This is a genomic window from Parafrankia sp. FMc2 (genome assembly GCF_041008525.1).
Taxonomy (GTDB): Bacteria; Actinomycetota; Actinomycetes; order Frankiales; family Frankiaceae; genus Parafrankia.
In genome coordinates this window covers 1-11,687 of record NZ_JBFLUG010000180.1, presented here as the reverse complement: position 1 = coordinate 11,687, position 11,687 = coordinate 1, and the positions used below count along the sequence as shown (strand labels likewise).

General features: G+C 71.7%; 10 protein-coding genes and 1 pseudogene. 10 read left to right on the top strand and 1 reads right to left on the bottom strand.

Annotated features, from left to right (window positions below; all coding sequences use genetic code 11):
* From AB1460_RS32570 to AB1460_RS32550, 5 genes are all read left to right on the top strand, one after another.
* On the top strand, positions 1 to 124 hold a 124-nt coding region (locus tag AB1460_RS32570; RefSeq protein WP_368965997.1), incomplete at its 5' end, for an acyl-CoA dehydrogenase family protein.
* Positions 125 to 231: 107 nt separating this feature from the next.
* Positions 232 to 738 (top strand): MaoC family dehydratase, encoded by a 507-nt coding sequence (locus AB1460_RS32565; RefSeq protein WP_071082433.1) that lies wholly within the window; start codon positions 232 to 234, stop codon positions 736 to 738.
* Positions 739 to 796: 58 nt separating this feature from the next.
* Positions 797 to 1,630 (top strand): crotonase/enoyl-CoA hydratase family protein, encoded by an 834-nt coding sequence (locus tag AB1460_RS32560; RefSeq protein WP_368965993.1) that lies wholly within the window; start codon positions 797 to 799, stop codon positions 1,628 to 1,630.
* A gap of 330 nt (positions 1,631 to 1,960) precedes the next feature.
* Positions 1,961 to 2,821 carry an acyl-CoA thioesterase gene (locus AB1460_RS32555; RefSeq protein WP_368965991.1) on the top strand — a complete coding sequence of 287 codons (861 nt, stop codon included), beginning with the start codon at positions 1,961 to 1,963 and terminating at the stop codon, positions 2,819 to 2,821.
* Positions 2,822 to 3,258: 437 nt separating this feature from the next.
* Entirely contained in the window at positions 3,259 to 4,452 is a 1,194-nt protein-coding gene (locus tag AB1460_RS32550; protein ID WP_368965990.1) for a thiolase family protein, read from the top strand.
* Positions 4,453 to 4,514: 62 nt separating this feature from the next.
* Here the strand turns inward: AB1460_RS32550 and AB1460_RS32545 are convergent, their stop codons facing one another.
* A complete protein-coding gene (locus AB1460_RS32545; protein ID WP_368965995.1) occupies positions 4,515 to 5,201 on the bottom strand; it encodes a TetR/AcrR family transcriptional regulator in 687 nt (228 codons plus the stop codon).
* Between the two features lie 411 nt (positions 5,202 to 5,612).
* On the opposite strand from AB1460_RS32545, the gene AB1460_RS32540 reads away from it, so the two are divergent.
* From AB1460_RS32540 to AB1460_RS32520, 5 genes and pseudogenes are all read left to right on the top strand, one after another.
* The gene (locus AB1460_RS32540; protein ID WP_368965988.1) at positions 5,613 to 6,353 is read left to right on the top strand and encodes an SDR family oxidoreductase; all 741 of its coding nucleotides are present in this window, start codon (positions 5,613 to 5,615) and stop codon (positions 6,351 to 6,353) included.
* Positions 6,354 to 6,489: 136 nt separating this feature from the next.
* Positions 6,490 to 8,151 carry a carboxyl transferase domain-containing protein gene (locus AB1460_RS32535; RefSeq protein ID WP_368965986.1) on the top strand — a complete coding sequence of 554 codons (1,662 nt, stop codon included), beginning with the start codon at positions 6,490 to 6,492 and terminating at the stop codon, positions 8,149 to 8,151.
* A 6-nt stretch (positions 8,152 to 8,157) separates the two neighbouring features.
* The gene (locus tag AB1460_RS32530) at positions 8,158 to 10,305 is read left to right on the top strand and encodes a biotin carboxylase N-terminal domain-containing protein (protein ID WP_368965984.1); all 2,148 of its coding nucleotides are present in this window, start codon (positions 8,158 to 8,160) and stop codon (positions 10,303 to 10,305) included.
* A gap of 34 nt (positions 10,306 to 10,339) precedes the next feature.
* Positions 10,340 to 11,491: an acyl-CoA dehydrogenase family protein gene (locus tag AB1460_RS32525; RefSeq protein ID WP_071082426.1), complete on the top strand. Its 1,152-nt coding sequence runs from the start codon at positions 10,340 to 10,342 to the stop codon at positions 11,489 to 11,491.
* Between the two features lie 20 nt (positions 11,492 to 11,511).
* A pseudogene (locus AB1460_RS32520) lies at positions 11,512 to 11,687 on the top strand (crotonyl-CoA carboxylase/reductase); the annotation flags it as partial.

The following is an 11,687-nucleotide window of genomic DNA, read 5'->3' as shown; positions in this document are numbered from 1 at the left end:
GGAGTACGAGATCGAGCGGCTCTACCGCGAGGCCCCGTTCATGCTCATCGGCGAAGGCACCTCCGAGGTCCAGAAGCGCATCATCAGCCGCGCCCTGCTCAAGGAGTACAAGCTCCCCGGCTGAGCGCCGGCCATGCTGTCCCGTGCCTCGACACGGGACAGCATGCCACGCCAGAACGTCCATTCCGTCGGAACAGCCGGGCCAGGAACGCCAGGAAAGCAGGGGATCGCATGCAGTTCGGCCGGTACTACGAGGAGTTCGAGGTCGGCGCGGTCTACCGGCACTGGCCCGGCAAGACGGTCACCGAGTACGACGACCACCTGTTCTGCCTGTTGACGATGAACCACCATCCGCTGCACCTCGACGCCAACTACGCCGAGCGGACGACCCAGTTCAAGCGCAACGTCGTCGTCGGCAACTACGTGTACTCGCTGCTGCTCGGCATGTCCGTCGCCGACGTCTCCGGCAAGGCGATCGCGAACCTGGAGGTCGAGTCGCTGCGGCACGTCGCGCCGGTCTTCCACGGGGACACGATCTACGGCGAGTCGACCGTGCTGGCCAAGGTGGAGTCGAAGAGCAAGGACGACCGTGGCATCGTCACCGTCGAGACCCGCGGGCTCAACCAGGACGGAACGCTCGTCTGCATCTACCGCCGCAAGGTGATGGTGCCCAAGCGCTCCTACGGCGAGGCCCGCGGCGGCGAGCAGCCCGGGCGTCCCGAGCCGCGAGTCTCCTGACCGGCGGCGCCCGAGTCCAGCGGGCCCGCATCCTGCCCCGCACCACCGGAGAGAGATCATGGCTGAGCTGGAGACCCCCCGTCCGGAACGCCCGGCGCCCACCGCGGCCTCCGTGCCCGCCCCCGCCGACGGGGACGAACTGATCCGTGCCGAGCACGGCCGGGTGCTCGTCCTCACCATGAACCGGCCGGCGGCGCGTAACGCGATGTCGCTGAGCCTGGCCACGGCGATCGCCGCCGCGCTGGACGAGCTCGACGCCCGTGACGACCTGAGCGTCGGCATCATCACCGGTGCCAACGGCACGTTCTGCGCCGGCATGGACCTCAAGGGCTTCTCCCGCGGCGAGCGCCCCGTCGTGGCCGGACGGGGCTTCGCGGGCGTCACCCACCAGCCGCCCCGCAAGCCGCTGATCGCGGCGGTCGAGGGCTACGCGCTCGCCGGCGGCTTCGAGATCGTGCTGTCCTGCGACCTGGTCGTCGCCTCGAGGACGGCCAACTTCGGCCTGCCCGAGGTGAAGCGCGGGCTGACCGCGGCGGCGGGCGGACTGCTGCGGCTGCAGCGTCGCATCCCCTACCACCTGGCGATGGAGCTCGTGCTCACCGGGCGGATGTGGCCCGCGACCGACGCGGCGGACGTCCACCTCGTCAACCGGCTCACCGAACCGGGGGAGGCGCTGGGCGCCGCCCTCGACCTCGCGGGGGAGATCGCCGGCAACGCGCCCCTCTCGCTGGTGGCGTCCAAGCAGGTGCTGGCCCGTTCCGTGGACTGGTCGCTGGAGGAGGGCTTCGAACGGCAGGAGGAGTTCGTCGCCCAGGTGCGCACCTCCGCCGACGCCCAGGAGGGCGCGCGCGCGTTCGCGGAGAAGCGCCCCCCACGCTGGACGGGCAGGTAGGCCGCCAGCAGCCAACCGCCAGCAGCCAACCGCCAGCAGCCAGCAGCCAACCGCCAGCAGCCAACCGCCAGCAGCCAGCAGCCAGCAGCCAGCTGGCCAGCTGCCAGCTGTCAGGCGTCAGCCGCTGGCGACCGCCCCTGGTGGCGGTGGCCGTGGCGCCCGCGGGCACCGCTGGCGCCCACCGGCGTTCTCCTGACATGTTCCTTTCGGGGGTTTCCCCACCCGGCACGCTCCGTGCCGGGTTCCCTGGACGAAAGGTGACCTTCGTTGGATCTTCACGGTGCGCCCGGCCGCAGCGCCGTCGCGCGGCTCCGCGGGGCGTGGTAACCGATGTTCCCCGTCGCTGACGTCCTCGCCGTGCTGGACCTGGAGCCGGTCGCCACCGACCGCTACCGCGCGGGCAGCGTCCACCCCGGCGGCCCGGTGGCCCACGGCGGCCAGCTGCTGGCCCAGACCCTGGTCGCCGCCCAGCAGGGCAACGACGGCAAGAAGGTCAAGACCCTGCACACGGTCTTCGCCCGCGCGGCCCGCCCGGACGTCCCGCTCGACATCGCGGTGACCCGGGTGCACAGCGGCCGCAGCCTGGCGACGAGCCTGGTGTCGATCAGCCAGGGTGACCGGCTGTGCGTGCAGTCGCAGGTGATGCTGTCCGCCGAGGAACCGGACTTCATCAGCTACGCGCAGACACACCCCGCACCCCCGGCCGGTCCGCCCGCGCCGCCCGCGCCGACCAGCCCGGACGGTGCCGCCGAGGCGCCGGGCACCTGGCAGGTCCAGGTGGTCGGGGACGTGGATCTGAACGATCCCGACGTTGTCGGCCCGCCCGAGCTCGAGGTGTGGACCCGCTGGCCCGGTGCCCCCGACGACGCGGTGATCGGCCAGGCGCTGCTCGCCTTCGCCACCGACAGCTTCCTCATCGCCACGGCGATGCGGCCCCACAAGGGCGTCGGTCAGGCACTGGCACACCGCTCCATCTCGACCGGCGTCCTGAGCCACACGATCACGTTCCATCAGCCGAGCCCGGCCCGGGAGTGGCTGCTGATGTCACTGCGCAGCCCGTTCGCCGGGCAGGGCCGCAGCTACGGGCAGGGCGACGCCTTCGGTGATGGGCAGGGCCTCGTCGCGTCCTTCGTGCAGGACGCCATGATCCGCGCCATGGCGGGTGGCGGCGGCGGAGGAGGTCACCTCTAGCTCCCGCGGCCCGGGCCCGCTGCCCGGCGAGAACGGCGCTCTTCCTCTGGGATTGCGCGCTTCGCGCCGGGCAGAATGCTATTGGTCGACAGTCTCGGACACCGTCTGAGAGGATTTTCCTGGATGTGTCGGGGGCCTGCCGGCGGCTGCTGCTGGCAGGCCCCGGTCCGTCCCGCGCATGGCGACGTTGGGTGATGATCAGGTCGCGCTGCGGGCAACCGTGGCTGTCGGGGCTCGGGAACCTCGTCCGGGACCAGAGCACCGATGTCCCGCGCGCGCCGAACGGTGTCCGGGCATGAGAGGTGCGCAGAATGAGGTTCCGCTGCGTTCTGTCATGTCCTGACCCCGATGTTGCTTCAGCGCTATGAGGAACCTCACAGGGCCCGGGCCTTCTGGCCGGTGTCGTGAGGTTCGTGGTTCCCACAGGAGGAGCGAACGTGACGGATCATGAAGCGGTAATCGTTTCGACCGCAAGAACAGCGATCGGTACGGCGGTCAAGGGTTCCCTCGTGGACGTCGACGCGTTCGACCTCGGTACCCAGGCCGTGGCGGAGGCCGTCCGCCGCTCGGGTGTCGACCCGGCCGACATCGACGACGTCGTTCTGGGGGAGTCCCTGTACGGCGGCGGTGACATCGCCCGCTACGCGGCCATCGAGGCCGGCATCGTCGGCGCCGCCGGTGTCGCGCACAACCGCCACTGCGCCTCCGGGCTCGTCGCGGTCCAGACGGCTGCGGCCTCCATCCGGTCCGGGATGGACCGGGTCGTCGTGGCCGGCGGCACGAACTCCTCCTCCACCTCCCCGCGGTCGAAGCGGCGGCGGCCCGGCAGCGACGAGGTGGAGGACTGGTACTCGCCGACCCACCGCAACACCGCCGAGGCGCCCAACTACGACATGTCGATCACGGTCGGCTGGAACGCCGCGGTGAAGGCGGGGGTGACCCGGGAGGAGATGGACGCCTGGGCGCTGCGCTCGCACCAGCGCGCCGTCGCCGGCATCGACGCCGGCAGCTTCACCGAGGAGATCTTCCCGATCGAGGTGCCGCGGCGCGACGGGACGAGCTTCACCTTCGCCGTCGACGAGCACCCCCGCCGCACGACCAGCATGGAGAAGCTCGCCGCGCTCAAGCCGCTGCACCCCGAGATCGAGGGCTTCAGCATCACCGCCGGCAACGCGGCGGGGGCGAACGACGGCGCCGCCGCCATGGTGGTCACCGACGGCGCGTACGCCGCCGCCCACGGCCTCGAGCCGCTGGCGGTCGTGCGGGCCTGGGCGTCGGTGGGCGTCCCCCCGGCCGAGACGGGGATCGCGCCGACGCTGGCGATCCCGAAGGCCCTGCGCCGCGCGGGTCTGTCGGTCGGCGACATCGATCTGTGGGAGATCAACGAGGCGTTCGCGTCGGTCGCGGTGGCGGCCTCGCGGCTGTTGGAGATCGACGACAGCCGGGTGAACTTCCTGGGCAGCGGCTGCAGCCTCGGGCACCCGATCGCCATGACGGGCGCCCGCCAGGTGATCACGCTGATCCACGAGCTGCGCCGCCGCGGCGGCGGCACGGCCGTGTCGGCGATGTGCGCGGGCGGCGGCATGGCCAGCGCCCTCGTCCTGGAGGTGCCCGCGCCGCGGGCCAGCTGACCCGGTGACGAGCCCGCCCGGTCACCGACCGGGCGGGCTGCCGACCTTCGGACGCGAGCGGGTCACTCGATCTCCGGGTGGGACGGGTGCGACAGGTGCGCCGGTCTGTCGCGCAGGCGCAGCGCATTGACGAAGAGCCGGGTGAGCTGGTCCACCGCGTGCTCGAAATCGGTGTCGACGAGCCCCTGCACCAACCACATCTCGGCGAAACGGGAGATCATCGCGCCGAGCGAGTGCGCGGCGATCGCGGGGTCCACATCCTCGTCGATCAGGCCCAGGAGCTGGAGCTGGCGGAGGGAACCGACGACCCGGTCGCGATCACGCTGCTGATGCTCGAAACGCTCGCCGTTGAGGTGCGCGTCATACCGGGTGACCTGTTCGATGACGCCGATGATCCGGGCCTCCGCCCGGTAGCTCTCAAGATAGCGCCGGATTCCGTCGCGGATGCGCTCCCGCGGCGGTGCGGTCGACGACGGAATGAAGATGGACGTGCTCAGTGGGGCGTTGAGCAGGTCGCTCATCTCCTTCGCGACCTCGCGAAAAATCTGTTCCTTCGAGTCGAAGTAATGGTAGAAAGAACCGTGCGACAGGCCGGCCTGCTCCGCGATGTCCGATATCCTGGCCTCCAGGAAGCCGTCGTTCTCGAAGACGGTCTTCGCTGCGTCGAGGATTCGGGCCCGGGTCGCCGCGCCCTTGCGCGAGCGTGGCCCGTTCGGCTTCTCGCGGTCAGCCGGCGCGGCCGTCGACAATGCATTCTCCTTCAGCTGGGGGGCGGCCCGTATTCCTTCTCGCCGGGGCCGGCCCACTTTGTACGGGCAGGTGTCGTGGAGACTGTGGTTCCTGGTGGCAGGGTCAAGTTCCGCGACTATACTAGGTGGCCGGTGGCCAATTTGACTCGTTCCGCCGTCTGGTGATGGTGCTTCCGCGGCCTCGGTCGCGGGGTTGGCCGCGGGGTTGGTCGCATGGTGGGTTGTCAGCGCCGGGGTTGCCCTCGTGGCGCGCGGTTCGACTGCGGCGTGCACCCCACTGATCCGCGTCAGTCCGCCCCGGTCCCACACGGGATCCGCGCCGCTACGCGGCGCTTCGGCCCCTGCTGTACCGTCCGTCCTGATAAGGCGCCCACCAGCGTCGTCAAACCTTGTGGATCATGGAGTGGAGCGATGCGGACAGTAGTTGTCGGAGCGTCGAGCGGACTGGGTCGCAGTATCGGCGTCGGCCTCGCGCGGCTGGGCGCCTCGACCGCGTTACTGGCTCGGCGGCAGGACCGCCTGGTCGACGCGGCCAAGGAGGCCGGGTCGGGAACGCTCGCGATCACGTGCGACGTCACCGACCAGGAGTCCTGCCAGCGGGCGATAGCCGAGGCGGCCGAGGGCCTCGGCGGTATCGACGCGCTGGTCTACTCACCCGGAGTGGGCCCGCTTTCCCGTCTTACCGATATCAGTGCCGAACTCTGGCACAGCACCTTCGCCACCAATGTGATCGGTGCTTCGCTGATCACCGCCGCGGCGATTCCGCATCTCACCGAGTCCGGTGGTACCGCGGCCTATCTTTCGACCGTCAGTGCCTCGATAACCGATCCGTGGCCGGGCCTCGGTGCATACGCGGTGAGCAAGGCCGCGCTTGACAAGCTGGTCCAGGCCTGGCAGGGCGAGCACCCGAAGGTCGGCTTCACCCGGATCGTCGTCGGGAACTGTGTCGGCGGCGAGGGCGACTCGGCGACGGAGTTCTCCTCCGGCTGGGATCGGGGCCTGGTGATGGAGGTGCACCCCACCTGGGTCAGCCGTGGCTACATCACCAACTCGTTCCTGCCCGTGGACGAACTGGTCCGCGTGGTGCACAACGTGCTCAGTAACGGCGCGAACACGAGCGTCCCGACCGTCGTGGTGGGCCCGCGCCTCTAGGCGGTGCTGTCGCCCCGCCGGGCCGACACGGCCCGGCGGGGCGACAGGTCGGATGTCGGCCCGCCGGGGCGGCGTCCACGGGCCCGTCACGGGCTTCACCTCGACACGGCGGCCGAGTGCCGCTAGCCTCCGTCGCATGTTAGTCGACGCTAACATCGGCCGGCCGGCTTCCCGGGTGCGGGCGGAGCCCGCCGAACCCCTGCGCAGCCTGGTCGATGTCAAGGGCGATCCCGCACGTCACAACGCCGCCGCCTTCACGGAGCTGGTGGACGAACTTCGGGGCAAGCTGGCGGTCACCGCCGCCGGCGGGTCGGAGACCGCGCGCCGGCGGCACGTCGAGCGGGGCAAGCTGCTGCCCCGTGACCGGCTGGACACCCTCCTCGACCGGGGCAGCCCGTTCCTGGAGCTGTCCGCGCTGGCCGCCGACGGGATGTACGACGGCGAGGCGCCCGGCGCCGGGATGATCACCGGGGTCGGCCGGGTCTCCGGCCGCGAGTGCGTCATCGTCGTCAACGACGCCACGGTCAAGGGCGGCACCTACTACCCGGTGACCGTGAAGAAGCACCTGCGCGCCCAGGAGGTCGCGCTGCACAACCGGCTTCCCTGCGTCTACCTGGTCGACTCCGGCGGCGCCTTCCTGCCCCGCCAGGACGAGGTCTTCCCGGACCGGGAGCACTTCGGCCGGATCTTCTTCAACCAGGCCACGATGTCGGCGCAGGGCATCGCCCAGATCGCCGCGGTGCTCGGCTCGTGCACCGCCGGCGGCGCCTACGTCCCGGCGATGAGCGACGAAGCGGTGATCGTCCGCAACCAGGGGACGATCTTCCTGGGGGGTCCGCCGCTGGTGAAGGCGGCCACCGGCGAGGTCGTCAGCGCCGAGGACCTCGGCGGCGGCCTGCTGCACTCGCGGAAGTCAGGTGTCACCGACCACCTGGCCGCCGACGACGCCGACGCGCTCGCCATCGTCCGGCGGATCGTCGGTGAGCTCGCGCCGCGCCCGCCGCGGCCCTGGGAGGTGGTGCCGACCGAGGAGCCGCTCTACCCGTCCTCCGAGCTGTACTCGGTCGTCCCGGCGGACCCGCGCACTCCCTACGACGTCCGCGAGGTGATCGCCCGGCTGGTGGACGGGAGCCGCTTCGCCGAGTTCAAGAAGGAGTACGGCTCGACCCTGGTCACCGGGGTCGCCCGCCTGCACGGACATCCGGTGGGCATCATCGCCAACAACGGTGTGCTGTTCGGGGAGTCGGCGCTCAAGGGCGCCCACTTCATCGAACTGTGCGACCGGCGGCAGATCCCGCTGCTGTTCCTGCAGAACATCACCGGTTTCATGGTCGGCCGCGACTACGAGGCCGGTGGTATCGCCAAGCACGGCGCGAAGATGGTCACCGCCGTGGCCTGCGCCCGGGTACCGAAGTTCACCGTGGTGATCGGTGGCTCCTTCGGCGCGGGCAACTACTCGATGTGCGGCCGCGCCTACTCGCCGCGTTTCCTGTGGACCTGGCCCAACGCCCGCATCTCGGTGATGGGTGGCGACCAGGCCGCGGCCGTGCTCTCCACGGTCCGCCGCGACGCGATCGAGGCCCGCGGCGGGGAGTGGTCCGCTGACGAGCAGGCAGCGTTCGAGTCCCCGATCCGCGAGCAGTACGAGCGGCAGGGCAACCCCTACTACGCCACCGCCAGGCTCTGGGACGACGGCGTGATCGACCCGGCGGACACCCGCACCGTGCTGGGTCTGGCCCTGTCGGCCGCGGCGAACGCACCGCTGGAGCCGGTCGGCTACGGCGTCTTCCGGATGTGAGGGTCGATGTTCCACACGGTGCTCGTCGCCAATCGCGGTGAGATCGCGGTCCGGGTGATCCGGACCCTGCGCGAGCTCGGCGTCCGGTCGGTGGCGGTCTACTCCGACGCCGACGCGGACGCCCGCCACGTCGCCGAGGCTGACGTCGCGGTGCGCCTGGGTCCGGCCCGGGCGCTCGACTCCTACCTCAACATCGAGCGGGTGCTCGCCGCGGCGGCGGCCACGGGCGCGCAGGCGATCCACCCCGGGTACGGCTTCCTCGCCGAGAACCCGGCGTTCGCCCGGGCCTGCGCCGCCGCCGGCGTGGTCTTCGTGGGCCCGTCGGCGGAGGTCGTCGACCTGATGGGCAACAAGATCGCCGCCAAGCGCACCGTGGCGGCGGCGGGCGTTCCCGTCGTTCCCGGTCGGATCGAGCCGGGCATGTCGGACGACGACCTCGTCGCCGCCTCGACCGAGATCGGGTACCCGGTCCTGGTCAAGCCGGCGGCCGGCGGCGGCGGCAAGGGCATGCGGCTCGTCCGCGACCCCGCGGACCTGCCCGAGGCGCTGCGCTCGGCCCGGCGGGAGGCGGCCGCCTCCTTCGGCGACGACACGCTGTTCGTCGAGCGCTTCGTCGACACCCCCCGCCACATCGAGGTGCAGATCCTCGCCGACACCCACGGCAACGTCATCCACCTCGGTGAGCGCGAGTGCAGCCTGCAGCGGCGGCACCAGAAGATCATCGAGGAGGCCCCCTCGGTGCTCCTGGACGCGGCGACCCGGGCCCGCATCGGCGGCGCGGCGGTGGACGTCGCCGCCGCCGTCGGCTACGCGGGCGCCGGCACGGTGGAGTTCGTGGTCAGCACCCACCGTCCGGACGAGTTCTTCTTCATGGAGATGAACACCCGGCTGCAGGTCGAGCACCCGGTCACCGAGCTGGTGACCGGCGTCGACCTCGTCGCCGAGCAGCTGCGGGTCGCCGCGGGCGAGCGGCTGCGGCACACCCAGGACGAGATCGCCCTCACCGGCCACGCGGTCGAGGCCCGGGTCTACGCCGAGGACCCGTCCCGCGGCTTTCTGCCCACCGGCGGGGATGTCCTCGCGCTGCGTGAGCCCAGCGGCCCGGGGGTGCGGGTCGACTCCGGGCTGCAGCCCGGCTCGCAGGTCGCCGCGACCTACGACCCGATGCTCGCCAAGGTCGTCGCCTGGGCACCCGACCGGGCCGGAGCGCTCGCCCGCCTCGACACGGCGCTGGCCGGCACCACGCTGCTGGGCGTGACCACGAACATCGCCTTCCTGCGGCGGCTGATCGGGCATCCCGACACCCGCGCCGGCCGGCTCGACACCGGCCTGGTCGAGCGCCACCTCGAGGCGCTGACCTCCCCGGACGCGGACAGCGCCGGTCGCGGGGAGGCCGCCGAGGCAGTCGAGGGGGCGGTGCGCGCCCCGCGGCCGGCGGGCGAGCCGGTGCTGGAGGCGGCACTGGAGGTGTTCGGCCTGGTGAGCGCGGTGGGCATGGTCCCGACCGGCCCGCTGGTCGACCCGTGGGACATCCCGTCGGGCTGGCGGGTGGGCGGACCGGCCTGGTCGCGCTGGTCGGTGGCCGGAGCGGGCACGTCCAGCGGCCCGGCACACGAGGTCGCGGTCCTGCGGGAGGCTGACGGCGGGCTGCTGGTACGCCTCGGTGACGGCCGACCCCGCCCCGCGGACCTGACCTGGCTGCCGGCCGTGGGTGCCGGCCTGCCGGCGGAGGCGCTGGTGACCGTGGACGGCCAGGCCCGTCGCTGGCAGGTCGCGGTGTCCGGCGACACCGTCTGGGTCGGCGCCGGTGGCTCTGCCTGGGCACTGGCCGAGCGCCGGGCCGAGCGCGACGGCGACGGCGCGAGCGGCGAGCGGGGCGGCGAGGCGCGCAGCCCGATGCCGGGCATCGTCGTGGACGTCCGTGCCACCGCCGGGGACACCGTCGAACCCGGCGCTCCGCTGGTGGTCGTCGAGGCGATGAAGATGGAACACACCGTGGTGGCGGCGGTGGCCGGCCAGGTGAAGGACGTACTGGTCCGGGTGGGTGACTCGGTGGCGCTCGACGCGCTGCTGGCGGTGGTCGAGCCCGCGGCCGAGGCCGATCCGGGAGCCGGCGCCGAGCGTGCGGCCGTGCCCACCGGCGCGGGCCACTGACCCCGGGCCACTGACCCGAAGAAGGAGAAGGACCATGGCCGACTACCGGTTGAGCGAGGAACACGAGAGCCTGCGCAAGACGGTCGAGGAGTTCGCCCGCGAGGTGGTCGCCCCGGCGGCGGCCGGTCACGACGAGGCGAAGACCTTCCCGTACGAGGTCATCGCGCAGATGGGGGAGATGGGTCTGTTCGGCCTGCCGTTCCCCGAGTCCTACGGCGGGCAGGGCGCTGACTACTTCGCGCTCTGCCTGGCGATCGAGGAGCTGGCCCGCGCCGACTCCTCGGTGGCGATCACCCTCGAGGCCGGGGTCGGCCTCGGCGCGATGCCGATCTACCGGTTCGGCACCGAGGCGCAGCGCGAGGAGTGGCTGCCGGTGCTGGCCAGTGGCCGGGCGCTGGGTGCCTTCGGCCTGACCGAGCCGGGTGCCGGCAGTGACGCCGGGGGCACCCGGACCACCGCCCGGCTCGTCGACGGCGAATGGGTGATCAACGGTGCCAAGGCGTTCATCACCAACTCCGGCACCGACATCACCCGGGTGGTGACGGTGACCGCGGTGACCGGTGAGCCGGTGAACGGCCGGCCGCAGATCTCCTCCATCATCGTCCCGGTTCCGACGCCGGGATTCAGCGCCGGCGCGCCCTATTCCAAGGTGGGCTGGCACGCCTCCGACACCCGGCCGCTGTCGTTCCAGGACGTCCATGTTCCGGCGGCGAACCTGCTCGGCGAGCAGGGTCGCGGCTACGCGAACTTCCTGTCGATTCTCGACGAGGGCCGGATCGCCATCTCGGCACTGTCGGTGGGGCTTGCTCAGGCCTGTGTCGACGAGAGCGTGAAGTACGCGAAGGAGCGCGAGGCGTTCGGCGCCCCGATCGCCCGGAACCAGGCGATCGCCTTCAAGCTCGCCGAGATGGAGACGCGCACCTACGTCGCCCGGACCGCCTACTACGACGCTGCCCGGCGGATGCTCGCCGGCCTGCCGTTCAAGAAGGAGGCGGCGATGGCGAAGCTGTTCTCCTCCGAGGCAGCGGTGACGAACGCCCGCGAGGCCACGCAGATCCACGGCGGCTACGGGTTCATGAACGAGTACCCGGTTGCCCGGCACTGGCGCGACTCGAAGATCCTCGAGATCGGCGAGGGCACCAGCGAGGTCCAGAAAATGCTGATCGCACGCCATCTCGGCGTCTGAGGGACGGAGCCGGACAGCACATGAAGCGCATTGTCGAAGCAGTGATGGCCGGTTCGCCGCGGTCGGCGGAGCGGCGGGCGGAGTTCGCCGCGTTGCCGGTTCCGGCGTCGTACCGGGGTGTGGTGGTGCGCCGCGACGAGGTGGGGATGTTCGAGGGGCGGGTGTCGCGGGACAAGGATCCGCGGGAGTCGTTGCA

What these genes read in the sequence shown, in the direction of transcription:
- AB1460_RS32565 (WP_071082433.1), top strand. Translation starts at nt 232, where the DNA reads ATGCAGTTCGGCCGGTACTACGAGGAGTTCGAGGTCGGCGCGGTCTAC.
- AB1460_RS32560 (WP_368965993.1), top strand. Translation starts at nt 797, where the DNA reads ATGGCTGAGCTGGAGACCCCCCGTCCGGAACGCCCGGCGCCCACCGCG.
- AB1460_RS32555 (WP_368965991.1), top strand. Translation starts at nt 1,961, where the DNA reads ATGTTCCCCGTCGCTGACGTCCTCGCCGTGCTGGACCTGGAGCCGGTC.
- AB1460_RS32540 (WP_368965988.1), top strand. Translation starts at nt 5,613, where the DNA reads ATGCGGACAGTAGTTGTCGGAGCGTCGAGCGGACTGGGTCGCAGTATC.
- AB1460_RS32535 (WP_368965986.1), top strand. Translation starts at nt 6,490, where the DNA reads ATGTTAGTCGACGCTAACATCGGCCGGCCGGCTTCCCGGGTGCGGGCG.
- AB1460_RS32530 (WP_368965984.1), top strand. Translation starts at nt 8,158, where the DNA reads ATGTTCCACACGGTGCTCGTCGCCAATCGCGGTGAGATCGCGGTCCGG.
- AB1460_RS32525 (WP_071082426.1), top strand. Translation starts at nt 10,340, where the DNA reads ATGGCCGACTACCGGTTGAGCGAGGAACACGAGAGCCTGCGCAAGACG.